The sequence below is a fragment of the Pseudomonas sp. LjRoot71 genome, from assembly GCF_964253255.1.
Taxonomy (GTDB): Bacteria; Pseudomonadota; Gammaproteobacteria; order Pseudomonadales; family Pseudomonadaceae; genus Aquipseudomonas.
The window spans coordinates 776,319-797,233 of the sequence record NZ_CAXURA020000001.1 but is presented as its reverse complement, the minus strand read 5'-3'; the positions used below and the strand labels follow the sequence as shown (position 1 = coordinate 797,233).

Here is a 20,915-nt window from a genome sequence, read left to right as displayed (position 1 = left end):
TCAGCCGCGACAATAGCGGTAAAACTCGCCGCTAAAGCGCCTCCCACAAATATTCACTTCAATGTTGCGTTCTACCGGCCGGCAGCGCTTGCACAGGCTGCATGGCGCTGCGCAGATGCTGCTCGAACAACTCGACAATCGCCGGCCAGCCCTGGCGTGAGGCGTGCTGCCGGGCGTTCAGGCGTACCCGGCGCAGGCTTTCTCGATCCGTCAGCAGCCAGCTGGCCGCGTCGATAAAGCCTTGTTCGTCCTCGGCCACTGCCAGCGCGCCGTTATGCCCGTGGCGGATATGCTGCGCCGCTGCCGCCTGATCAAACGCCACCACGCCAAGTCCGGAAGCCAGGGCTTCGAGCACCACATTGCCGAAGGTTTCCGACAGGCTGGGAAAGACAAACAGATCGCCCGAGGCGTAATGCGCAGCCAGCGCTTCGCCGCGCTGCAGGCCGCAGAACACTGCATCAGGCAGTTGCTGCTGCAGGCTTGCGCGCTGCGGGCCGTCGCCGACCATGATCAGTTTCAGCCGCTGCTGCGGGTGCGCCTGTTGCAGCGCCTGAAAGCTCTTGCTGAGCAGGGCCAAGTTCTTTTCTGCCGCCAAACGGCCGACATGCAGGATGGCAATATCGCCTTCCTCCAGTCCCCAGCTCGTGCGCAAGGCCGCGCAGCGCTTGGCCGGGTGGAACAGCTGGCTGTCGACGCCGCGTGAAAGCAGCGCCAGGTTGTCGAAACCACGGCGTTGCAACTCGATCTGCTGACTGACGCTGGGCACCAGGGTCAGCTGCGAGCGGTTATGAAACCAGCGCAAGTAATGGGTCAGAAGGCGGGTTAACAGGCCAAAGCCGTAATGCCCGGTGTACTGCTGGAAATTGGTGTGAAAACCGCTGACCACGGGGATCTGCAAACGCCGTGCGGCGCGCAGGGCGGAAAGCCCCAGCGGGCCTTCGGTGGCGATATACAACACATCCGGGCGCTGCCGCTGCCAGCTGCGCAGCAGCTTGTGCAGCGACGATTGACCCCACTGCAGGCCGGGGTAGCCAGGCAATGGCCAGCCGCGCGTCAGCAGCAGGTCGTCAGCAGGCCGCCGCTGATCACCGGCCTGGCGTGGGCGTATCAGTTGCACGCGATGGCCACGGCCCCGCAGGCCATCGACCAGGCGCCCAAGGGTGTTGGCCACACCGTTGATTTCCGGCGGAAAGGTTTCACTGATCAGCGCAATATGCAAAGTAGGTGCGTTCATGCACGCAGTCTCTGCCGCCGTCATGTAGCCCATGTGACGCTAGGGTTGCGCTTATATGTCAGTCGAGCAGTTCGATCAGCTGTTGGCGCAGCCAGACGTGTGCCGGGTCGTGGTGCTGCTGCTGATGCCAGATCAGGCTGACCTGCACCGGCGGCATATCGAAAGGCAGCGGCGCGATTTCCAGCGCATGCACCGGGGCGAAGGCTTCGGCCAGGCGGGCAGGCACGGTGCCGAGTAGATCGGTCTGGGCAACGATGGCCGGAATTGGCAGGTAGTTGGGCAGATGCAACGCCGCCTGCCGGCGCACCCTGGCCGAACCGAGGACGATCTCCAGCGGCGAGCCGCGCCCGGCGCGCGGGGTGACCGTGATATGCCGCGCCTGTTGGTAATTCTCCAGGCTCAGCCCGCCGCTAAAGGCCGGGTGGCCGGCGCGGCCGATGGCTACCAGCGGCTCTTCGCGCAGCGGCGTGTAGTGAAGGTCGGGTGAGTCGAAGTGCAGGTAATCGATGGCCAGGTCCAGTGCGCCGCTTTCCAGGCGGTGCACCAGGCTGTCGGCATCATCGGCTTGCACCAGCAACTCGACCTGCGCGGCGCTCCGCGCCAGGTGCGCCTGCAGCATGGGCAGCAGTGCGGCTTGCGCGTAGTCGTTAAGCGACAGGCTGAAAACGTGCGGGGTTTGCGGGTCAAATGGCTCAGCCGGGCCCAGGCCGGTCTGTAGCAGGCGCAGCGCCTGACGCACCGGTACATACAGGGCCTGGGCACGGGAGGTGGGCGTCAGGCCGCGTGCTGTGCGCAGAAACAGCTCTTCACCGAGTTGCTGGCGCAAGCGGGCCAGGGCGTTGCTCACGGTCGACTGGCTCAGGTGCAGGCGTTCGGCGGCGCGGGTCAGGTTGCCCTCCTGCATCAGGGCGTCGAAGACCAGCAGCAGGTTGAGGTCGAGCTGGCGTAAATTCGTTATCAAGAATAATACTCTTTCTAAATATCCATTATCGGAATGATCTGGCCGCGCCTAGACTGCTGTCAATCTGCACAGGAGTCATGCCGTGGCCTACAACAATGACAATGCCCAGGCTTTCCGTACGCGTTACCGGGATGCCATCCACCCGCTGTACAACCCTTGGCTGCATGCCGCCTTTGTGCTGGCCTACGGTCTGATCTGCCTGACCCTGTTGTGGCGCACGCTGGATGCGGTGGCGTCCTGGCAGTGGCTGCTGGTGCCGTTGACCCTGGTGTTCTTCAGTTGGGGCGAGTACCAGGTACACAAGCGCCTGGGGCACAACAAGACGCGCTTTGGCCAGCTGTTCTACAAGCGCCACACGGGTGATCACCACAGCTTTTTCATCGAAGGCCAGATGCGCTATGAAACGTCGCGTGACTGGCGGGTGATCCTCTTTCCGGCCTGGCTGATCGTGCTCTACAGCGTGCCGCTGCTGGGTATTTGGTGGGTGCTGGCACACCTCGACGGCAACCTCGCCGCGCTATTCGCCGGCAGCATGCTGCTGGGGTATATGAGCTATGAAGTGGTGCACGCCTGCGAGCATCTGCCAGACGAACACCCGATTTCGCACCTGCCGTGGATTCGTCAGATGCGCCGCTTGCACACCCTGCATCACCGCCGTGAGCTGATGCATGCGCGCAACTTCGGCATCGTCCATCCACTGATGGACTGGCTGTACGGCACCCTGCACTGGGAACCGGAGCCGACCTATCAGCAGAATCGTCAGCAGCATCGCATCCGTCTCACCCGCCCGGCGGACGAGGTGCTGACTTATGCCGCCGCACCGGTGCATTGGCCTGAATGGCATCCGTCTTCGTTGCGCATCTACGGCCGCGAAGGGGCGTTGCTTGCCGGCGAAGTATTTGAAGAGGACATCCACGCCGGCGGCCGCGCCGGCCATCTGTGCTGGGATGTGCTCGACTATCAACCGGTACGCCGCTGGCAAGCCAGCGCCCGTGGCGATCACGGTCTGGCGCTGCTGCTGACCTACGAGTGCCAGGACGTGGAAGGCGGTTGCGAGTTTGTTCGCACCCTGGAGTACGGTTTTGACAATCTGCTCATGCGCCTGGCCAATCGCCTGCTGCTAAGCCGGCGCATTGAGCGCGAATCCCAGGCCTCGATGCAGGCACTGCGCAGCGTCTTGGAGCGCAGTTAAGCAGTTCGGTTAAGTGTCAGTGGGTTGTAGGGTGCGCCGCGCGCACCTGGTGCCGGTGTTTCGGTGCGCACAGCGCACCCTACAGAGGCCATACGCACCAGACACAGCTGGATAAGTTCAGGGGGCGGGCGTCAGCGTCTGCTCGCCGCGCTCGCGTACCCAGAACACCGTCGCGCCGGCCACCGCTGCCGGCATCATCAGAATGTTCAGTCCCGGCACCAGCAAGGCTGCGTAGGTGATGCCACCAAAACCCAGGCTCTGCCAGCGCTTCTCGCGCAGCCAGGCGAGCATGTCCTGCCAGCTCAGCTTGTTGTTGTCCGCCGGGTAGTCGATGTACTGCACGGCCATCATCCACACACCAAACAGCAGCCACAGCGGCGCGGCGATCAGGTTGACCACCGGGATAAAGCTGAGGATCAGCAGGCCAATGGCGCGTGGCAGAAAGTAGCCGAGCTTGCGCATTTCACGGCCCAATGTGCGTGGCACCATGGCCATCAGCTCGGCCCAGCTGAACGGTGGAAAGTCGTCCTGGCCGCGCACCACCACCTCGACCTTTTCTGCGAGAAAGCCGTTAAACGGTGCAGCAATGATATTGGCCAGCAAGGTGAAGGTGAAAAACACCATCAGCAGCACCAGCACCACAAACAGCGGCCACAGCACGTATTCGAGAAAGCTCAGCCAACTTGGCAGGCTGGGCATAAAGGTGTCGACCCAGCCGGCAAACTGCTGCATGGAAACCACGATCAGCGCGGTAAACAGGATCAGGTTGATCGTCAGCGGTAACAGTACGAACAGCCGCAAGCCGGGGCTCAAGACCAGTTTCAGGCCTTCGCTAAGGTATTGCGGGCCGGTCAGCACGGGAGCGGGCATGGGGAAGTCTCCATGAGGTGGAAGTCGCGCCGACCTTACCGGCTTTGCGAGGCAGGTGAAAGCCTCGGTAACGGACGCTAACGATTGCCTGGGGCGCGTTATAGGGCCTGCCTATATGGGGCATTGGCAAAGCATATTTCCGCCGTGCGGCTAGCGAGCATAGGCTGCGCGGCACTGATGGTTTATCCCTTTGCGGGGCTTCCGACTAAAGAACCTGCTTACGACTTCGCGAGCTAGGAGCCTGCAAGGCAAAAACAGGCAAGGAAGCGGAGTGTACTTTTGTACATGAGCATTCCGAGGCTGTTTTTAACGCAGCAGGACCGACGCGCAGCAGGTCATAAGCAGGTTCTGTTGCCTTCCCCTGGTGATTGTGGAAGTCCCTTTTTATTGCTGCCGGCCCTGCCGGGTGGAGTTGCTGATGTCTACCAATCGTCATGCCCGCTTGATCATTCTGGGCTCCGGCCCCGCCGGTTATAGTGCTGCGGTCTACGCTGCGCGGGCCAACCTCAAGCCCTTACTGATTACCGGCCTGCAGGCCGGCGGCCAACTGACCACCACCACCGAGGTGGATAACTGGCCGGGCGATGTGCATGGCCTGACCGGGCCGGCGCTGATGCAGCGTATGCAGGAGCATGCCGAGCGCTTTGAGACCGAGATCGTCTACGACCATATCAATGCCGTGGACCTGGCCGGCAAGCTCTTCACCCTGATCGGCGACAGCGGTACCTACAGCTGTGATGCGTTGATCATCGCCACCGGGGCCAGCGCCCGCTATCTGGGGCTGCCCAGCGAAGAACGCTTTATGGGCAAGGGTGTTTCCGCGTGCGCCACCTGCGATGGCTTCTTCTATCGCAACCGCGAGGTGGCTGTGGTCGGTGGTGGCAATACGGCAGTGGAAGAAGCGCTGTACCTGGCCAATATCGCCAGCAAGGTGACCTTGGTGCACCGCCGTGGCAGCTTCCGTGCGGAGAAAATTCTGCAGAACAAACTGCAAGCGCGAGTCGCCGAAGGCAAGATCGTGCTCAAGCTGCACGCCGAGGTGGATGAAGTGCTTGGCGACAATATGGGCGTGACCGGCGTGCGGGTGAAGAACAACGATGGCAGCTTTGACGAGCTGAGTGTCGATGGTCTGTTTGTCGCCATTGGCCATACGCCGAATACCTCACTGTTTGAGGGGCAGCTGGCGCTTAAAGACGGCTATCTGGTGGTCAACGGTGGCCGCGAAGGCAATGCCACCGCCACCAGCGTGCCGGGAGTGTTTGCTGCCGGCGATGTGGCCGATCATGTTTATCGCCAGGCCATCACCTCGGCCGGTGCTGGTTGCATGGCGGCGCTGGATGTGGAGCGTTATCTCGACGGTCAATAAGTCTGAGTGCAAAAAGCCCCGATTGACTCGGGGCTTTTTGCACTCAGAGGCAGGCTCAGACCCAGGTATTAAGTTTCAAATCCCGCGAGCTCATGCGCAAAAACTGATCGCTGGCTTTGACCAGTAGGGCGTGCTGGTCAACGGTCAGCTCGCGGCTTTTGCTGCCTTGTGATTCGCTGCGGTACAGGGTTCTTCCTCCTTCCTCACGCAGGCGCTGATAGCGCTGGCTACGGGCTTCTACCTTGAGGGTCAAGAGGTCGACATAAGCCACCTGCAGCGATTCACTCTGCCCGGTTTCCAGGGCGCAGCGTTGCAGGGCTGGGGTGTGGGTAAAGGGCGAGTCGGACAGCATCACCTGCTGGCATTCACTGAGGTCCGTGCGCGGTTCGCCGTTGTGAAACCAGTTGCCACGAATATCGCGTTTCAGGTTAAGGCTGCGCTGGCCGTGGTTGTCGACCTTCAGCCACAGGCGGCGAAAGCGCCAGCGCGGGTCACAATTGAGCACATAGGTAGCGGCGATGCTGTTGCCCCGCAAGCTTTGCATCAGATGGCTGGTGGCGTTGATGCCATGCTCATCGATGTTCAGGCGCAGGTTTTCCACGCCGGGGTTGTGCCATGGTTTCCATACCAGGGTCTGCTGCATTGAAGCGACTCCAAGCCGGGTAAGGGGTAAACCGGGAAGAGCGGCAACGACTCTGCACGGAGCACCTTCCCTGGTGTTCTCGTTCGACTGATGGCGCGCAGTTTAGAGCGGCCGCACACTGATGTCTGTCAGCCTTTGCCTACAGTTGCGCAGAAATCTGCGCAGTGGGCCTGGCGAGTGACTAGTGACTGATACGCTGCAGCGATGGTTGCTCGAAACGCACGCCCGCCAGACCGCTATTCATCAGGGCGCGGATATTGCCGTGGTCGCTGCCGCTCGGGGTGGCCAGCACGCTGCGGTAATGCTCGCCGAAGCAGCGCAGGGTTTCTTCCAGGCTCAAGCCTTCGAGCAGGGCAAGGCCAAGGGTCTTGCACGAACCTTCGTTCTGCCCGGCCGCGTTGGCCACATCGCCATTGCTGAAGGCGCTGGGCTGGTACTGGTAGTGCTCGGCGATAAACGCCAGGGTTTCGGCGAAGGTGAAATGGTCACTGTGCAGCTTGGCGCGAAATTCGTTCAGGACACTCATGCATCTTTTCCTTTATTGAAGGCGGCCTGCTGTTCGGCACTGGCTTCCTTCTGGTATTTGGCTTTCCACTCGGCATACGGCATGCCGTAGACCTCTTCGCGGGCTTCATCCGGGGTGATGGCGACGCCGATGTCGTCGGCTGCGGCCTTGAACCACTTGGACAGGCAGTTACGGCAGAAACCGGCGAGGTTCATCATGTCGATGTTCTGCACATCGGGACGCGAACGCAGGTGTTGTACCAGGCTGCGAAAGGCGGCGGCTTCAAGTTCGAGACGTTCTTGCTCGGTCATGGCGATGCTCTCTGATGGCAGGCGAGGAGACGTTGGCGGCGATGATAGAAGCATGCCCGCCTGGCGGCAACGGCCCCGGCGCAGGACGCGCCGGGCAGCAGTTAGCGGTGAGCGGCGAGGGTGATCGACACCGACTCGGCAAAGCGCAGAGCGTGCAGCTTGTCGACTTCCACCTCGGCGTAGCGTACGTCGGGGTTGGTCATGACCAGGTCGAGAATTTCCTGGGTCATGCGCTCGAGCAGGGCGAAGCGGTTTTCTTCAACGTGACGGATCACCGCCTTGGTGATGGTGCGGTAGTTCAGGGCGTGATCGATATCGTTGTCACGTACGGCCTCGGCAGCGGGGTAGAGGATGGTCAGGTTGATCAACACGTCCTGCTTGTTGTTGATCTCCTCTTCCTTGATACCAATGTAGGTGCGCAGGCGCAGATCCTTGACGCGGATGCGCGCCATCCCAGGTTCCAGTCGCGGCATTACTTGCTCCGTCCGATCAATTGCAGGAATTCGTGGCGAGTGTTGCAGGATTCACGGAAGGCTCCAAGCATCACCGAGGAGGTCATCACCGAGTTCTGCTTCTCCACGCCGCGCATCATCATGCACATGTGCTTGGCTTCGATCACCACGGCCACGCCAGCGGCGTTGGTCACCTGCTGGACCGCATCGGCGATCTGCTTGGTGAGGTTTTCCTGAATCTGCAGGCGCCGTGCATACATGTCGACGATGCGTGCCACCTTCGACAGGCCGAGCACCTTGCCGGTCGGGATGTAGGCGACGTGCGCCTTGCCGATAAAGGGCAGCATGTGGTGCTCGCACAGCGAGTACAGCTCGATGTCACGGACGATCACCATCTCATCGTTGTCGGACTCGAACAGTGCGCCATTGACCACTTCTTCCAGGCTCTTGTGGTAGCCGTTGCACAGGTACTGCATGGCCTTGGCGGCGCGTTTGGGCGTATCCAGCAGGCCTTCACGTTCAGGGTTTTCACCAACGCCAAGGAGAATCTCGCGGTAGTGGTTAGGCAGTTCTGGGGTCATTGCAAGGTCCTCGCGGCCAGCCTCATTTGAGATGGCGACCGCCGTTGACAGTCAGTGTGGTACCGGTGACGTAGGGGTTATCCAGCAGGTAGCGCAGGCTTTGGTAGATCACATGAGGCCCGGGTTCGATGCCCAGTGCCGATTTGTTCAGGGTTTTGCTGCGATAGTCGGCATCGTCGTCCGGGTTGAACATGATCAATGCCGGGGCGATGCCGTTGACCTTGATCTGTGGCGCGAAGCGCGCAGCAAACGACAGGGTCAGGCTGTCCAGCCCGGCTTTGCTGGCGCAGTAGGCCGGACGGTTGGCGCTGCCCTTGCGCGCAACATCATCACTGATATGCACGATATCGGCCGGCGTGGAACGTGCCAGCAAAGGTTGGCAGTTCAGATTGATCAGGTAGGGCGCGAGCATGTGCACGCTGAACAGCTGTTGGAAGACCGCCGCTTCTTCGCCCGGCGTTTCCACCAACCAGTCGGATGCGTTGTGCACGATGGCGCGCAGGCTGTCGGTGTGTCCTTTAAGTTGTTCGATAAAGGCCATGATGCCGGCTTCGTTGGAAAAGTCAGCCTGCAGAGCCAGGACCCCGCGTTGCCGGAGTGCGGCAATGCCGTCGCGTTCGCTGCGGTAGGTGACGATCACTGAGTGACCGTCATCCAGCAGACGTTCGGCGCAGTACAGGCCAATGCGCTGGCTGGCTCCGGTAATCAGGATGGGGGCGGCGCTGGCGCTCATGCTTGACTCGCAGAAAGAAAGGGGTGGGTTCAGCGACGCTGCGCCGGGTTACCTGACCAGTAGAGCGCGGCCTCGACTGAACCAGGAGTAAAGTTATACCAGCAATGCTGTTTGTACAACCATGCAGCCTGTGAGGATACTGCTGCCTTTGCCGCTATATGCCCTATTTCATTGAGTTTAATCGGTATTTTTTACAGATTGCGGCTCAATAAAATTGTTTTTATCGTGTACAAGATTGGTTTTCTTGTACAGGTATGGTGGTCATGAAGCCTTGGCAATTGAGTGTGGCGTTGATGTGCGGGCGAGTACGGCATGTTGAGGTGTTGACGCTGCGCTGCTGCGGCTATCAGGTGCGGGTGGTCAGTCAGTCTGGGCAGGTGCGCACGCTGGACTACGCAGCGGGTCGAGCGCTTTGGCCGAACCTGGCACTACTGAAGATGCGCTTGCGCCGCAGTGGGGTGCGTCAGGTGTTGTTGCTGCAGCCGGAAAGTCACGATGAGATTATCGGTCGCCCGGCCTTGCTTGGGGACGACCCGGGGCTCTGGCTGCCTCTGCGTTAGCCGCTCAGTGGGCAGATGTGCTGTCGCACTGCTGCTTACGGCAGCGCTGGCTGCCATCGGGATGCGGCAACCAGTCGAGGTGTGGGCGCAGCCGGCAGAACAGGCGGTAAGCCAGTTCCAGCAGGGGGCGCAATGCCGGCCAGGTCAGCGGCGCTGCCCAGTGACCCAGGCCGGCCGCGCGCCAACTCCACAAGGTGGCGTCCAGGCCGGTAACCCACTGGCCGTCGGCAAAGCGAGCATGCAAGCGGTCCTGCAGGTCTTGCCGGGTATGTCCGATGGACTCGGGGTGAAAGTCGCTCAGGCTGATATCGACCAGGCACAGGCGCTGCACGCTGGCGTGCCGACGCAGTGTCTGGATCTCGCGTGCGCAGAGTGGGCAGTCGCCGTCGTAGTAGAGCGTCAGGGGCCAGGCCGGTCGCGTGTTCATGGTCTAAGTCTTTGTATAGGTTTTGTACAAAGTATGCGCTAAATAGCTGAGTTACAATGCGTGCAACATTTTTTCTGTGAAACCTCCGCCCATGTCCGATCTCGTTGGTGCGTCGTCCCTCGTTTCGAGTGCCCTCAAGCAGGAGGAGCTGTTTCCCATCCGCGAAGTGGCGCGCCTGACGGGCGTCAATCCGGTAACCCTGCGGGCTTGGGAGCGGCGCTATGGGTTGATCCAGCCGACGCGCACCGACAGCGGTCATCGCCTGTATTCGCAGGCCGACATTGAGTCGGTGCGCAGCATCCTGGCGTGGATCGAGCGCGGCGTGGCGGTGAGCAAGGTCGGCAAGATTCTGGCCAAGAGCGGTTCGATCAAGTCCGCCAGCTCGCCGGTCTATGAAGAGGTCAGCGCCAGCGAGTGGGGCGAGTGGCAAGCCCAGCTACGCCGTGCCATCAGCGCATTTGATGAGCTGCGCCTGGATCGTCTGTACGGGCAGATTTTCTCCAGCTACCCGTTGCCTGTGGTGTTTCAGGACATCCTCATGCCGCTGTGGCAGGAACTGTTGCTGCGCCAGGACGAATACGGCCAGGCCAGCGAGTGGCTGTTCTTCGATACCTTCCTGCGTGCCCGCACCCTGCAACGCTTGCAGGTGCTGCGTGCTCAGGTGGAGGAGCGGGTGCTGCTGGCGGCGTTGCCAGGCCATTGCCGCGAACTAGAATTGTTGGTGGCCGGTTTGCTGCTGAGCAGCGCTGACACTGCTGTCAGCGTGCTGGGGCTGGGCCAGCCGCTGGAAGAATTGACCCTGATCTGCGAAAAAATGCAGCCCCAGGCCCTGGTGCTGTTCTCCAACCAGCCACCCAGCGATGACCTGCCTAAGGTGTTGTCGCGCCTGGCGCTGGCGCTGGATTGCCCGCTGGTGATGGCGGGGGACGGCGCTGACCTGGCTGAGGACAGCCTCAGTGGTTCGCCGATTGCCTGCCTGGGCAATGAAGGCCGTCTGATGCAGCGTCGTCTGCAGCAGTTTCTCGCCGGCCACCTGGACACCTGAGTCCGTCGCTGAATTGATCTGACCCCCTCGATTGTGGCCTGCCCGGCAGTGCTTACCTGTGCCTGTGTTTTGTGGCTGAATTCCTTTTCTTGTACATGCTGTACAAGAAAGACTTGCTGTTTGCAGTTTTATGCTGTACAAAAGCTATACATTGTTTGTTTGTGTATAGCTTGTCTCCACTTGTACAGCTTGAGGACTCAGCAACATGACCCAATACCGCGCACCCCTTCGTGACATGCGTTTCGTTTTTGACGAGGTGCTCGACGCTTATGCCACCTTGCAGTCGCTGCCTACGCAGCGCGAGTTCGGAGACGACCTCGGTGGCGCCATTTTGGAAGAAGCCGCCAAACTGGCGGAAAACGTGCTCGCTCCGTTGAACAGCTCGGGTGATAAGCAGGGCTGTCACTACGACCCACAGAGCAAGACGGTTAAAACCCCGGATGGCTTCCGTGCGGCCTACCAGCAGTTCGCCGAAGGTGGTTGGACAGCCCTGGCCTGTACCCCGGAGTTCGGTGGCCAGGGCCTGCCCCATGTGCTGAACATGATGGTCGAAGAGATGGTCTGCTCGGCCAACCTGTCGCTGGGCATGTATCCGGGCCTGACCCACGGCGCGATCAATGCGCTGACCGCTCACGGCACCCGTGACTTGCAGGAGCGCTACCTGCCGAAACTGATCAGTGGCGAGTGGACCGGCACCATGTGCCTGACCGAACCACAGTGCGGCACCGACCTGGGGCTGATTCGCACACGTGCCGTACCGCATGCAGACGGCAGCTATGCCATCAGCGGCACCAAGATCTGGATCACCGGCGGTGAGCATGATCTGGCCGACAACATCCTGCACCTGGTGCTGGCCAAGCTGCCGGATGCACCGGACAGCGTGAAAGGTATTTCGCTGTTCCTGGTGCCCAAGTTCCTTGCAGACGGCAGCCGTAACCCGGCGTTCTGCGGTGGCCTGGAACACAAGATGGGCATCAAGGGATCGGCCACCTGTGTGATGAATTTTGAAGGTGCCCAGGGCTGGCTGATTGGCGAGCCGAACAAAGGCCTCAAATGCATGTTCACCATGATGAACTCGGCGCGCCTGATGGTCGGTATGCAAGGCCTCGGCATTGCTGAAAGTGCCTACCAGGTCAGCCTCGGCTTCGCCAAGGAGCGCCTGCAGAGTCGTTCACTGTCGGGCCCGAAAGCGGCGGACAAACCGGCCGACCCGATCATCGTGCACCCGGATGTACGGCGCATGTTGCTACGGCAGAAGGTGATGATCGAAGGCTGCCGCGCACTGGCGTATTTCACTGGGCTGCATGAAGACGTTGCCCATGACCATGAAGACCCTGCAGTACGCGAGCAGGCGGATGATCTGGTGCAGTTGCTGACACCGGTGGTGAAATCCTTCCTCACCGATGAAGGTTTCAACTGCGCCAACGAAGGTTTGCAGGTACTCGGTGGTTCCGGCTTCACCGAAGACTGGGGCATCGAGCAACTGGTGCGTGATTCGCGGATTACCCGCATCTATGAAGGCACCAACGGAATTCAGGCGCTTGATCTGGTTGGTCGCAAGCTGGGGTTAGGTGGCGGGCGTGCCGTACGTAATTACTTTGCCCTGATTGAAGGCTGGCTGAAGGCCAATGCCGAGGCAGAGCATGTGTCTGCGGTCGGTGCCGCGCTTAAACAATTGCAGCAAGCCACGCTGTGGATTGCCAGCGAAGGCATGAAAGACCCCGAGCAAGCCGGTGCGGCGGCCACGCCTTACCTGCGCCTGTTTGCCCTGGCCAGCCTGGCCTGGATGTGGGCACGGATGGCGGCGGTGGCTAAAGCCAAGCTGGCGGCCGGCAGCACGGAAACCCTGTTCTACGGCGCCAAGCTCAAATCTGCCGACTTCTTTATGGCGCGCATCCTCACCGAGACCGATAGCCTGCTGGCTGAGGTCAAGGCCGGCAAAGCCACCTTGATGGCCTTCAGTGATGAGGAATTTGCTGCCTGAAACGACTGCGCAATCCGATAGCCATTTTTCCGCCCTTTTCGGTTATCGGATTTTTTTATCCCTGCTGCAGGAATCTCTCCTGCACCTTAGGCCCGCACTGAGTGCGGGTCTTTTTTTGCCTGCCATTCTGCTGCGCTCACTCAGCCGCGCCGGGCCTGCTGCCGTTGTTCCTGCTGCAGGTGTTGCTGATAGATGAACTGGCGCAATTGTTCGTCGTTATAGCGGTCGAGGGTATGCAGTTGGTAGGCCAGTAGGTCGTCTGCGGTGGTGCGCACGAAGGTGCCACTCACAGCAATCGGGCGCTCTTCACCTACCGGCAGGAGGCGCTGAAAACGTCTGGGCGGCTGGCCGCTGCCACGGTATTCAACCAGTGCGCCATTCATCGACAGTTGATGAATCCACAGGTCGCCAGGCTGCGCCCGTCTGTTGTGCAGCGGCAGTGGCTCGGGCAGAGGCGAGCGCCAGGCACGGTTGATTTCACCTTCGTCGAAAATCTGCGGGGCGCTGAGTTGCAGGCAGGGCGCGTTTTGCTCGTCCTGGCTGAGGTGCAGGTCAAAGGTCAGGTGCTGGTTGGCGATGTGCGCATGCAGGCTCAGCTGTTCATTGGCCGCGCAGTGCGACAGCAGTTCGCTGAGTTGTTTGCCGAGATCCACCGGCAGGCGCGGTTGGTTGCGCTGCTCGGTGGGGGCGGGCTGATGCAGCTGGCGGATAAACGCCAGTTCTGCCTGGGTCAGGAGTGCCTGTTCTTGCATGGGCGCGGTCTGTATCAAGCTCTGGAGCTGTTGTGACCGCTGATGTGAGGATTAGTTAGTGCCGGTCGTCGCCTGCAAACGTGCCAGCTCAGCCTTGAGGACGGCCATCTCGGCTTCCAGTTCCTTGACTCGCTCCTGCGCTTCGACCTGCTCGGTGACGTTCTTCTGGATACCGATGTAATAGGTCAACTGGTCAGCGTCGTTGACCACCGGGGTGATCGAAAGTTCGTTCCAGAATGGGCTGCCGTCCTTGCGGTAGTTGCGGATGATCTGCCGGCAAGGGCGCTGCGCTTTCACCGCTTCACGAATTGCGGCTAACCCGGCCTGATCACGGTCACCGGCCTGCAGGAAACGGCAATCCTGGTAGAGGATGTCTTCGCTGGCGTAGCCGGTGAGCTTTTCGAAGGCGGGGTTGGCATAGATCAGGATGTTGTCGTCACCTTCCTGTTCGGCCACCACGATGCCGTCATTGGAGGCGTTGATCACCAGTTGCAGCAGTTTGGCGTTGATCATGAGGCGATTTCCCAGTCTATGTCGGCTGCATTCTAAAACATCCGGGCGGGCTGTCTACTTGCGGCATAATGCCGGGCTTATCGATTTGGTTCTGACTGTTTCGGAGTTCTGCATGAAAATCGCCATCCTTTCCGGCTCGGTGTACGGCACCGCCGAGGAAGTTGCCCGCCACGCCGAGCGTCTGCTCAAGGCCGCCGGCCATGAGGCCTGGCACAACCCGCGCGCCAGCCTGTCGGATATTCAGGCGTTTGCTCCTGAAGCTTTTTTGGCGGTGACTTCGACCACTGGCATGGGCGAATTGCCGGATAATCTGCAGCCCTTGTACTACGCCATCCGTGATCATCTGCCGGCATGGAGTGGCTTGCCGGGCGGGGTGATTGCCCTCGGCGATTCCAGTTATGGCGATACCTTCTGTGGCGGCGGCGAGCTGGTGCGCGAGCTGTATGCCGAGTTGGGCATCCGCGAAGTGCAGCCGATGCTGCGCCTGGACAGCAGCGAAAGCGTGACCCCGGAAACCGACGCCGAGCCCTGGCTGGCGGACTTTATTACGGCGTTGCACGGCTGATGCACCCGCGCGCCCAGGAACTGATCAGCACGCTGCAACTGCAGGCGCACCCGGAAGGCGGTTATTACCGCCGTCTGTATGAGTCGTCAGCACAGTTGGACGGTGGCCGTCTGTGTGGCACGGCGATCATCTTTCTGCTCCCCGCCGGCGCGGTCAGTCGTTGGCACCGGGTGGATGCCGACGAGCTTTGGCACTTTTATGAAGGTGCTCCGCTGGAGCTGCTGCTGGCCGAGCCGCCCGATGCGGTGCGCTGTGCGCGTCTTGGTCCGGTAGCCATTGGTCAACTGCCGCAGCGCCTGGTGCCGGCACATACCTGGCAGGCGGCGCGCAGCACCGGGGCGTTTACCCTCGTGGGCTGCACGGTGACGCCGGGTTTCGACTTTGCCGGCTTCCAGCTGCTCAGTGATGACCTTGATGCCCAGCGCGACTGGCCCATGCTCGCGCAGCTGCATCCCGAACTGGTTTGACCTGCAAGGCCACCACGCTGGCCGCCAGAGCGACTCACCTTTGCGCCATCCCTCGCTAGACTCCTGGGCACTTCAATAACAAAAGCCGAGGAGTTCATCATGACCGTTGCCCACGCACTGCCTGTTGTCAGCCTCAAAGATCAGGTCTCCGCCGCTGAATGGCAGACCCGGGTAGACCTGGCCGCCTGCTACCGATTGATCGCCCTGTATGGTTGGGATGATCTGATCTTCACCCACATCTCGGCGAAGATTCCCGGCACCGAAGAGTTTCTGATCAACCCCTACGGCCTGATGTTCCATGAGATCACTGCCTCCAGCCTGGTGAAAATCGACCTGACTGGCAAAAAGCTGATGGACAGCCCGTTCGACATCAACCCGGCCGGCTACACCATCCACAGTGCCGTGCACGAGGTGCGCCACGACGTGGCCTGTGTGCTGCACATCCATACCGCCGCCGGTATCGCCGTGTCGGCGCAGAAGCAGGGCCTGTTGCCGTTGTCGCAGCAGTCGCTGTTCGTCCTCGCCAGCCTGGCCTACCACGGCTATGAAGGCGTAGCGCTGAACCATGACGAGAAAGCGCGCTTGCAGGCGGATCTCGGTGAGAAGAATTTCATGATCCTGCCCAACCATGGCCTGCTCACCGCTTTCGGCAGCATCGCCGATGCCTTCCTCGGCATGTTCACCCTGCAGCGTGCCTGCGAGATTCAGGTGATGGCGCAGAGCGGCGGCACCGAGCTGATCCATATCCCGCAACAGATTCTCGATGGCGCCCGCGCAATGATCGCCGGCGTGATGAAAAGCCCGCAGGGCATGGGCGGCGCACTGCCGTGGCCAGCGCTGCTGCGCAAACTGGACCAACAGATGCCGGGTTACGCAGCATGACGGCGTTGCCAGGCATTGCCCTGGCGGATTGGCGCAACGCGGGCCAAGACTTCAGCTTTAACGGCCATGGCATCCGCTACTGGACGGCCGGGCAGGGCGAGCCGCTGTTGCTGATTCACGGTTTTCCCACTGCCAGCTGGGATTGGCACTACCTGTGGGTCGCGCTGGCTGAGCGCTACCAGGTGATTGCCTGCGACATGCTCGGCTTTGGCGATTCGGCCAAACCCCGTGGGCATGCCTACAGCCTGCTGGAACAGGCCGATCTGCAACAGGCGCTGCTGGCGCATCTGGGCGTGGATAAGCCGCTGCATGTGCTGGCGCATGATTACGGCGACAGCGTGGCGCAAGAGCTGCTGGCGCGGCATCAGGACGGACGCGTGCAGCTCGCCAGTTGCGTGTTTCTCAATGGTGGGTTGTTTCCGGAAACGCACCATCCGGTGCTGGTGCAGAAGCTGCTGCTCAGCCCCATCGGCCCGCTGGTTGGCCGGCTGTTCAGCCGGCAGAAGCTGGCGCAGAGTTTTGCCAAGGTGTTCGGCCCGCACACCCAGCCGAGTGCCCGTGAGCTGGATGACTTCTGGAGCCTGATTGCTGCCAATAATGGCCCGGCGGTGATGCACCGCTTGATCCGCTATATGCCCGAGCGTCGGGTCAACCGCGAGCGTTGGGTGACGGCGATGCAGGCCACCGCGGTGCCGCTGCGGGTGATCGACGGCGCTGTCGATCCGATCTCCGGGGCGCATATGGTGGCGCGTTACCGTGAGCTGATTGCCAAACCGGACACTGTGCTGCTGGAGGGCATTGGTCATTATCCGCAGACCGAAGCGCCGGATCAGGTGCTGGCGCATTACCTGCAATTTCGTCAACGGCTGGAGGCCAAATGATGCAACGACGTACAGTCCTGAAAGGTGCCGCCCTCGGAGGTGTGGCCGTTCTCGGTGCCGGGTTCTGGGCGTTGCCCAGCGGCGATGCGCCAGCCGCCGTCAGCCTGGACGCGGCCCAGAAGCTGCTGGCCAGTTTGGTCGATCAGCCATTGCGCAGCCTCAAGGGTTGGAGTCCGGCCGAAGTGTTCAATCACTGCGCGCAGAGCATCGAGTATTCCATCAGCGGTTACCCCGAACTCAAGCCAGGTTGGTTTCGCAGCAGCGTCGGCCCCTTGGCGTTCAGCGTCTTTGCCGCGCGTGGGGCCATGCGACATCCGCTGGATGAAGCCATTCCCGGTGCCGCTGCGCTGAATGTGCCAGCCACCCAGGCTCAGGCGCTGCAGCGTTTGCAGCAGGCGTTTGCCGACTTCGCCGCGTATCAGGGTGAGTTACAGCCGCATTTTGCCTACGGCGCGCTTAGCCATGCCGACTATGCCCAGGCCCATGTGTTGCATCTGTATAACCACATGAGTCTGATCCGTCCGGCCTGACTATCCTGCTGCTTTATTGCGCACCATTCAGCGCAACTTGTATCTATTGTGACCGGGGCGCGCCTGCTGGACACTCGGCGCATTGTTAATCTGCCGAGGAATGCTGCATGAGCGACGCCATCCGTTTTCAAGATCAGGTTGTAATCGTCACCGGGGCTGGCGGCGGCCTGGGCCGCGCCCATGCACTGCTGTTTGCCAAACACGGCGCCAAGGTGGTGGTCAACGATCTGGGCGGCAGCACTCACGGTGAGGGCGCCAACGCCTCGGCGGCAGACAAGGTAGTCGAGGAAATCCGCGCCGCAGGCGGCACCGCCGTGGCCAACCATGACTCGGTGACCGACGGCGAAAAGATCGTGCAGTGCGCCCTCGATAACTTCGGCCGCATTGATGTGGTGGTGAACAACGCCGGCATCCTGCGCGACAAGACCTTCCACAAGATGGAAGACGCCGACTGGGACCTGGTTTACAAAGTCCACGTCGAAGGCGCCTACAAGGTTACCCGCGCCGCCTGGCCGCACATGCGTGAGCAGGGTTATGGCCGGGTGATCTTCACGGCGTCCACCTCGGGCATCTACGGCAACTTCGGCCAGTCCAACTACGGCATGGCCAAGCTCGGCTTGTACGGCCTGACCCGCACCCTGGCCCTCGAAGGGCGCAAGAGCAACATCCTGGTCAACGCCATCGCGCCGACTGGCGGCACGCGCATGACCGAAGGCCTGATTCCGCCGCAGGTGTTCGAGCAGCTCAAGCCTGAGCTGGTCAGCCCGCTGGTGGTGTACCTGGCGAGCAATGTCTGTGAAGAAACCTCCGGCCTGTTCGAAGTGGGCGGCGGCTGGATGGGCAAAGTGCGTTGGGAACGCAGCCTGGGTGCCGGCTTTGACCCGCGCGAAGGCTACAGCCCGGAAGACGTGGCGGCCAACTTTGCGCAGATCTGCGACTTCGAGGGCGCGGCTCATCCGAAGGACAATATCGAAGCGATGAAAGAGATGATGGCCAACCTGCAGAAGTTCGCCCTCTGATTGCGCCACTCTGGCAGAGAGATCGGTCAGCAGGCTGATTTCCACCGCCCAGGGCTATAAGGTGAAGGCCGGCTTAATGCCGGCCTTCGGCTTTTTAGGGAGCAGGTCATGCGCGTCATCATCGAAAAGAACGGCCCGGTAACCACCCTGATCATCAACCGCGCGGAGGTGCGCAACGCGGTTGATCGGCCGACGGCTGAGGCGCTGGCCAGCGCCTTACGGGATTTTGAAGCGGACGAGCAGGCGCGGGTGGCTGTTTTGGCGGGGGCCGGCGACACCTTCTGCGCCGGTGCTGATCTGGGCGCGTTTGCCGAGGGTGTTGAGCGCACCAATCGCCTGGAAACCGAGGGTGACGGGCCGATGGGCCCCAGCCGCATGCAGCTGAGCAAACCGCTGATTGCTGCTATCGAAGGTCACGCGGTGGCCGGTGGGCTGGAGTTGGCGCTGCTCGCCGATCTGCGGGTGATGGCCGATAACGCCGTGCTCGGGGTGTTCTGCCGACGCTTTGGCGTGCCGCTGATTGATGGCGGCACGGTGCGTTTGCCACGGATTATCGGCCAGGGCCGCGCGCTGGATCTGATTCTCACCGGTCGTCCGGTGTTGGCTGAAGAGGCGTTGAGCATGGGGTTGGTCAATCGGATGGTCGCCGCTGGCAGCGTGTTAGCCGCCGCCCAGCAACTGGCGCTGGAGATTGCTGGCTTCCCGCAGCGCTGCATGCTCGCCGACCGCGCCAGTGCCTACGCGCAGTGGCACCTGCCGTTTGCCCAGGCCATGGCCAACGAATTTGCCGGTGGTATGACGGTAATCGCCAGCGGTGAAACCCTGGCCGGCGCACAGCGTTTCAAGGATGGCACGGGGCGTCACGGCACCTTCTGATCAGCGCGTTTACGGCTTGCCCGGAATCCCGTATTTGCGCAGGCGCATGGCAATGGCGCTGTGCGAGGTGCTCAGGCGAGTCGCCAGTTGCCGGGTTGAAGGGTGGCTGGGGTAGAGCTTTTCCAGCAAATTCTTTTCGAATTCGGCCACGGCGGCTTCCAGGCTGCTGACTTCACCCTCGGTTTGCTGCGCGGCCACCGCGGTGCCGGCGATATCCAGATCACCGATCTGCACCAAATTGCTTTCGCAGATCGCCGCAGCGCGGAAGATCACGTTCTGCAACTGGCGCACGTTGCCCGGCCAGCGGTTGCCCAGCAGCGCCGGATAGGTGTCCGGCGTCAGGCGGCAGGGTAGGCGCTGGATCTGCGCGCAGGCCTGCTGCATAAAGTGCCGCGCCAGCAGCAGGATGTCCTGGCCGCGCTCGCGCAGCGGCGGTACTTCCAGGTTGAGCACGTTGAGGCGATAGAACAGGTCCTCACGGAACGCTCCTTCGTTGACCATCTTCTCCAGGTCACGGTGGGTGGCGCTGAGGATGCGCACATTAACCTTGACCTCGCTCTGCCCGCCAACGCGACGGAAGCTGCCGTCGCTGAGAAAGCGCAGCAGCTTGGCCTGCAGGTACGGTGACATTTCGCCGATTTCATCGAGAAATACCGTGCCCTGGTTGGCCAGCTCCAGCAGCCCCGGCTTGCCGCCGCGCTGGGCCCCGGTAAAGGCGCCGGGGGCGTAGCCGAACAGCTCGCTTTCGGCGAGGTTCTCCGGCAGTGCCGCACAGTTCAACGCCAGAAACGGCGCGGTACGCCGTGTGCTGATGGCATGGCAGGCGCGCGCCACCAGTTCTTTGCCGGTACCGGTTTCACCCTGGATCAGCAGCGGTGCATCCAGGGTGGCGACGCGCTGGGCACGGGTCTTCAGGCTGCGAATGGGCGCGGAGTCACCGAGCAGAGAGTCGAAGCCTTCGGCATGGTCGTGGTGCAGCGCCGCCAGGCGTTCGCCGATGCGGTTTGGCGCATACAGGCTGAGCAGACCGCCGGCCAATTGCCGCGCGCCACCGTCGACGCCTTCGGTGATCGGCTGCGCATCCAGCAGCAGGGCCTGACCCTTGAGCGTGACCTCGCGCATCGGCAGGCGAAAGCCCTGGTCGAGCAGCGCCTGGTGCAGATCGTTGTCGGCGAACAGCTCACCAATGCCCAGGCCATCAGGCTGTTGGCCACAGAGTTCGATCAGTGCCGGGTTGGCCAGCAACACACGGCCCTGGCTGTCGACCGCCAACACCGGGTCGGTCATGGCGGCAAGCAGGGCATCGAGTTGCAGGTGGCGGCGCTGGCCGGGGAGGATGTCGACAATGGTCACCGCTTGCACGCCGCGCACCTTGAACAGCGCCTCGCGCAGTTCGTCGAGCACGTCGGGGCTCAAGGTCGGCGCATCGATATAGACGTTGGGCGGCACCATCTCCACCGCATCCAGGTTTAGATTGCGCCCACCGAGCAGGGCCAGCACTTCCTGGGTGATGCCAACGCGGTCGATAAAGCTGACGTGAATACGCATGAAAACGGGCGGCCGACT

Annotated in this window: 25 protein-coding genes; 12 read left to right on the top strand and 13 right to left on the bottom strand. The window is 61.6% G+C overall.

Annotation, left to right across the window (positions count from 1 at the left end):
• Positions 1 to 58: 58 nt before the first annotated feature.
• Together ACSQ17_RS03805 and bsrA are read right to left on the bottom strand one after the other, a co-directional pair.
• Entirely contained in the window at positions 59 to 1,234 is a 1,176-nt protein-coding gene (locus ACSQ17_RS03805; RefSeq protein WP_436067649.1) for a glycosyltransferase family 4 protein, read from the bottom strand.
• Positions 1,235 to 1,292: 58 nt separating this feature from the next.
• A complete protein-coding gene (gene bsrA, locus ACSQ17_RS03800) occupies positions 1,293 to 2,195 on the bottom strand; it encodes a LysR family transcriptional regulator BsrA (protein ID WP_436067648.1) in 903 nt (300 codons plus the stop codon).
• Between the two features lie 82 nt (positions 2,196 to 2,277).
• Here bsrA and ACSQ17_RS03795 point away from each other — a divergent pair, with 82 nt between their 5' ends.
• The gene (locus tag ACSQ17_RS03795) at positions 2,278 to 3,387 is read left to right on the top strand and encodes an SRPBCC family protein (RefSeq protein WP_436067647.1); all 1,110 of its coding nucleotides are present in this window, start codon (positions 2,278 to 2,280) and stop codon (positions 3,385 to 3,387) included.
• A 117-nt stretch (positions 3,388 to 3,504) separates the two neighbouring features.
• Here ACSQ17_RS03795 and cysZ read toward each other — a convergent pair whose 3' ends face one another.
• A complete protein-coding gene (gene cysZ / locus ACSQ17_RS03790; protein ID WP_436067646.1) occupies positions 3,505 to 4,257 on the bottom strand; it encodes a sulfate transporter CysZ in 753 nt (250 codons plus the stop codon).
• 415 nt (positions 4,258 to 4,672) lie between these two features.
• Here cysZ and trxB point away from each other — a divergent pair, with 415 nt between their 5' ends.
• Positions 4,673 to 5,623 (top strand): thioredoxin-disulfide reductase, encoded by a 951-nt coding sequence (gene trxB / locus ACSQ17_RS03785; protein WP_436070423.1) that lies wholly within the window; start codon positions 4,673 to 4,675, stop codon positions 5,621 to 5,623.
• A gap of 55 nt (positions 5,624 to 5,678) precedes the next feature.
• Here the strand turns inward: trxB and ACSQ17_RS03780 are convergent, their stop codons facing one another.
• The 6 genes from ACSQ17_RS03780 to folM all read right to left on the bottom strand — a co-directional run bounded on the left by ACSQ17_RS03780 (position 5,679) and on the right by folM (position 8,848).
• The gene (locus ACSQ17_RS03780) at positions 5,679 to 6,266 is read right to left on the bottom strand and encodes a putative glycolipid-binding domain-containing protein (protein WP_436067645.1); all 588 of its coding nucleotides are present in this window, start codon (positions 6,264 to 6,266) and stop codon (positions 5,679 to 5,681) included.
• 181 nt (positions 6,267 to 6,447) lie between these two features.
• Positions 6,448 to 6,792 (bottom strand): HopJ type III effector protein, encoded by a 345-nt coding sequence (locus ACSQ17_RS03775; protein WP_233686324.1) that lies wholly within the window; start codon positions 6,790 to 6,792, stop codon positions 6,448 to 6,450.
• Positions 6,789 to 7,082, bottom strand: a complete 294-nt coding sequence (locus ACSQ17_RS03770; RefSeq protein WP_233686323.1) for a DUF1244 domain-containing protein — start codon at positions 7,080 to 7,082, stop codon at positions 6,789 to 6,791. Before ACSQ17_RS03770 ends, ACSQ17_RS03775 begins: the two co-directional genes overlap by 4 nt.
• A 101-nt stretch (positions 7,083 to 7,183) precedes the next feature.
• The gene (gene folX, locus ACSQ17_RS03765; RefSeq protein ID WP_436067644.1) at positions 7,184 to 7,555 is read right to left on the bottom strand and encodes a dihydroneopterin triphosphate 2'-epimerase; all 372 of its coding nucleotides are present in this window, start codon (positions 7,553 to 7,555) and stop codon (positions 7,184 to 7,186) included.
• The gene (folE, locus tag ACSQ17_RS03760) at positions 7,555 to 8,115 is read right to left on the bottom strand and encodes a GTP cyclohydrolase I FolE (protein WP_233686321.1); all 561 of its coding nucleotides are present in this window, start codon (positions 8,113 to 8,115) and stop codon (positions 7,555 to 7,557) included. Before folE ends, folX begins: the two co-directional genes overlap by 1 nt.
• 22 nt (positions 8,116 to 8,137) lie before the next feature.
• Positions 8,138 to 8,848, bottom strand: a complete 711-nt coding sequence (gene folM / locus ACSQ17_RS03755; RefSeq protein WP_436067643.1) for a dihydromonapterin reductase — start codon at positions 8,846 to 8,848, stop codon at positions 8,138 to 8,140.
• A gap of 263 nt (positions 8,849 to 9,111) precedes the next feature.
• On the opposite strand from folM, the gene ACSQ17_RS03750 reads away from it, so the two are divergent.
• Complete coding sequence (locus ACSQ17_RS03750) at positions 9,112 to 9,408, top strand: DUF6482 family protein (RefSeq protein WP_436067642.1); 297 nt, start codon at positions 9,112 to 9,114, stop codon at positions 9,406 to 9,408.
• Positions 9,409 to 9,412: 4 nt separating this feature from the next.
• Here ACSQ17_RS03750 and ACSQ17_RS03745 read toward each other — a convergent pair whose 3' ends face one another.
• Positions 9,413 to 9,835 (bottom strand): thiol-disulfide oxidoreductase DCC family protein, encoded by a 423-nt coding sequence (locus ACSQ17_RS03745; RefSeq protein ID WP_436067641.1) that lies wholly within the window; start codon positions 9,833 to 9,835, stop codon positions 9,413 to 9,415.
• 91 nt (positions 9,836 to 9,926) lie between these two features.
• Here ACSQ17_RS03745 and ACSQ17_RS03740 point away from each other — a divergent pair, with 91 nt between their 5' ends.
• On the top strand, positions 9,927 to 10,880 hold the full coding sequence (locus ACSQ17_RS03740) for a MerR family transcriptional regulator (protein WP_436067640.1): 954 nt from the start codon (positions 9,927 to 9,929) through the stop codon (positions 10,878 to 10,880).
• Positions 10,881 to 11,085: 205 nt separating this feature from the next.
• The gene (locus ACSQ17_RS03735; RefSeq protein WP_436067639.1) at positions 11,086 to 12,864 is read left to right on the top strand and encodes an acyl-CoA dehydrogenase C-terminal domain-containing protein; all 1,779 of its coding nucleotides are present in this window, start codon (positions 11,086 to 11,088) and stop codon (positions 12,862 to 12,864) included.
• Positions 12,865 to 13,004: 140 nt separating this feature from the next.
• Here ACSQ17_RS03735 and ACSQ17_RS03730 read toward each other — a convergent pair whose 3' ends face one another.
• Complete coding sequence (locus ACSQ17_RS03730) at positions 13,005 to 13,616, bottom strand: hypothetical protein (protein WP_436067638.1); 612 nt, start codon at positions 13,614 to 13,616, stop codon at positions 13,005 to 13,007.
• A gap of 51 nt (positions 13,617 to 13,667) precedes the next feature.
• Positions 13,668 to 14,129 carry a PAS domain-containing protein gene (locus ACSQ17_RS03725; RefSeq protein ID WP_436067637.1) on the bottom strand — a complete coding sequence of 154 codons (462 nt, stop codon included), beginning with the start codon at positions 14,127 to 14,129 and terminating at the stop codon, positions 13,668 to 13,670.
• A 112-nt stretch (positions 14,130 to 14,241) separates the two neighbouring features.
• On the opposite strand from ACSQ17_RS03725, the gene ACSQ17_RS03720 reads away from it, so the two are divergent.
• The 7 genes from ACSQ17_RS03720 to ACSQ17_RS03690 all read left to right on the top strand — a co-directional run bounded on the left by ACSQ17_RS03720 (position 14,242) and on the right by ACSQ17_RS03690 (position 19,349).
• The gene (locus tag ACSQ17_RS03720; RefSeq protein ID WP_436067636.1) at positions 14,242 to 14,694 is read left to right on the top strand and encodes a flavodoxin; all 453 of its coding nucleotides are present in this window, start codon (positions 14,242 to 14,244) and stop codon (positions 14,692 to 14,694) included.
• Positions 14,694 to 15,161, top strand: a complete 468-nt coding sequence (locus ACSQ17_RS03715; protein WP_436067635.1) for a cupin domain-containing protein — start codon at positions 14,694 to 14,696, stop codon at positions 15,159 to 15,161. The genes ACSQ17_RS03720 and ACSQ17_RS03715 overlap by 1 nt, the downstream gene beginning before the upstream one ends.
• A 99-nt stretch (positions 15,162 to 15,260) precedes the next feature.
• Positions 15,261 to 16,043 (top strand): class II aldolase/adducin family protein, encoded by a 783-nt coding sequence (locus ACSQ17_RS03710; RefSeq protein ID WP_422909973.1) that lies wholly within the window; start codon positions 15,261 to 15,263, stop codon positions 16,041 to 16,043.
• Positions 16,040 to 16,924 (top strand): alpha/beta fold hydrolase, encoded by an 885-nt coding sequence (locus ACSQ17_RS03705; RefSeq protein WP_436067634.1) that lies wholly within the window; start codon positions 16,040 to 16,042, stop codon positions 16,922 to 16,924. The genes ACSQ17_RS03710 and ACSQ17_RS03705 overlap by 4 nt, the downstream gene beginning before the upstream one ends.
• The gene (locus tag ACSQ17_RS03700) at positions 16,924 to 17,454 is read left to right on the top strand and encodes a DUF1569 domain-containing protein (protein WP_436067633.1); all 531 of its coding nucleotides are present in this window, start codon (positions 16,924 to 16,926) and stop codon (positions 17,452 to 17,454) included. The genes ACSQ17_RS03705 and ACSQ17_RS03700 overlap by 1 nt, the downstream gene beginning before the upstream one ends.
• A 107-nt stretch (positions 17,455 to 17,561) precedes the next feature.
• Positions 17,562 to 18,473 carry an SDR family oxidoreductase gene (locus tag ACSQ17_RS03695; RefSeq protein ID WP_436067632.1) on the top strand — a complete coding sequence of 304 codons (912 nt, stop codon included), beginning with the start codon at positions 17,562 to 17,564 and terminating at the stop codon, positions 18,471 to 18,473.
• 108 nt (positions 18,474 to 18,581) lie between these two features.
• Complete coding sequence (locus ACSQ17_RS03690) at positions 18,582 to 19,349, top strand: crotonase/enoyl-CoA hydratase family protein (protein WP_436067631.1); 768 nt, start codon at positions 18,582 to 18,584, stop codon at positions 19,347 to 19,349.
• A 9-nt stretch (positions 19,350 to 19,358) separates the two neighbouring features.
• On the opposite strand, the gene ACSQ17_RS03685 is transcribed toward ACSQ17_RS03690, so the two are convergent.
• Complete coding sequence (locus tag ACSQ17_RS03685; RefSeq protein WP_436067630.1) at positions 19,359 to 20,897, bottom strand: sigma-54-dependent transcriptional regulator; 1,539 nt, start codon at positions 20,895 to 20,897, stop codon at positions 19,359 to 19,361.
• Between the last annotated feature and the right edge of the window lie 18 nt (positions 20,898 to 20,915).

Excerpts from the sequence above, each read along its gene's own strand:
- ACSQ17_RS03775 (WP_233686324.1), bottom strand. The coding sequence starts at position 6,792 with ATGAGTGTCCTGAACGAATTTCGCGCCAAGCTGCACAGTGACCATTTC.
- ACSQ17_RS03730 (WP_436067638.1), bottom strand. The coding sequence starts at position 13,616 with ATGCAAGAACAGGCACTCCTGACCCAGGCAGAACTGGCGTTTATCCGC.
- ACSQ17_RS03770 (WP_233686323.1), bottom strand. The coding sequence starts at position 7,082 with ATGACCGAGCAAGAACGTCTCGAACTTGAAGCCGCCGCCTTTCGCAGC.
- ACSQ17_RS03735 (WP_436067639.1), top strand. The coding sequence starts at position 11,086 with ATGACCCAATACCGCGCACCCCTTCGTGACATGCGTTTCGTTTTTGAC.
- ACSQ17_RS03685 (WP_436067630.1), bottom strand. The coding sequence starts at position 20,897 with ATGCGTATTCACGTCAGCTTTATCGACCGCGTTGGCATCACCCAGGAA.
- ACSQ17_RS03805 (WP_436067649.1), bottom strand. The coding sequence starts at position 1,234 with ATGAACGCACCTACTTTGCATATTGCGCTGATCAGTGAAACCTTTCCG.
- folX (WP_436067644.1), bottom strand. The coding sequence starts at position 7,555 with ATGCCGCGACTGGAACCTGGGATGGCGCGCATCCGCGTCAAGGATCTG.
- folE (WP_233686321.1), bottom strand. The coding sequence starts at position 8,115 with ATGACCCCAGAACTGCCTAACCACTACCGCGAGATTCTCCTTGGCGTT.
- ACSQ17_RS03745 (WP_436067641.1), bottom strand. The coding sequence starts at position 9,835 with ATGAACACGCGACCGGCCTGGCCCCTGACGCTCTACTACGACGGCGAC.
- ACSQ17_RS03705 (WP_436067634.1), top strand. The coding sequence starts at position 16,040 with ATGACGGCGTTGCCAGGCATTGCCCTGGCGGATTGGCGCAACGCGGGC.
- ACSQ17_RS03715 (WP_436067635.1), top strand. The coding sequence starts at position 14,694 with ATGCACCCGCGCGCCCAGGAACTGATCAGCACGCTGCAACTGCAGGCG.
- folM (WP_436067643.1), bottom strand. The coding sequence starts at position 8,848 with ATGAGCGCCAGCGCCGCCCCCATCCTGATTACCGGAGCCAGCCAGCGC.
- cysZ (WP_436067646.1), bottom strand. The coding sequence starts at position 4,257 with ATGCCCGCTCCCGTGCTGACCGGCCCGCAATACCTTAGCGAAGGCCTG.
- ACSQ17_RS03750 (WP_436067642.1), top strand. The coding sequence starts at position 9,112 with ATGAAGCCTTGGCAATTGAGTGTGGCGTTGATGTGCGGGCGAGTACGG.
- ACSQ17_RS03695 (WP_436067632.1), top strand. The coding sequence starts at position 17,562 with ATGAGCGACGCCATCCGTTTTCAAGATCAGGTTGTAATCGTCACCGGG.
- ACSQ17_RS03740 (WP_436067640.1), top strand. The coding sequence starts at position 9,927 with ATGTCCGATCTCGTTGGTGCGTCGTCCCTCGTTTCGAGTGCCCTCAAG.
- ACSQ17_RS03710 (WP_422909973.1), top strand. The coding sequence starts at position 15,261 with ATGACCGTTGCCCACGCACTGCCTGTTGTCAGCCTCAAAGATCAGGTC.
- ACSQ17_RS03725 (WP_436067637.1), bottom strand. The coding sequence starts at position 14,129 with ATGATCAACGCCAAACTGCTGCAACTGGTGATCAACGCCTCCAATGAC.
- ACSQ17_RS03690 (WP_436067631.1), top strand. The coding sequence starts at position 18,582 with ATGCGCGTCATCATCGAAAAGAACGGCCCGGTAACCACCCTGATCATC.
- ACSQ17_RS03700 (WP_436067633.1), top strand. The coding sequence starts at position 16,924 with ATGCAACGACGTACAGTCCTGAAAGGTGCCGCCCTCGGAGGTGTGGCC.
- ACSQ17_RS03780 (WP_436067645.1), bottom strand. The coding sequence starts at position 6,266 with ATGCAGCAGACCCTGGTATGGAAACCATGGCACAACCCCGGCGTGGAA.
- ACSQ17_RS03720 (WP_436067636.1), top strand. The coding sequence starts at position 14,242 with ATGAAAATCGCCATCCTTTCCGGCTCGGTGTACGGCACCGCCGAGGAA.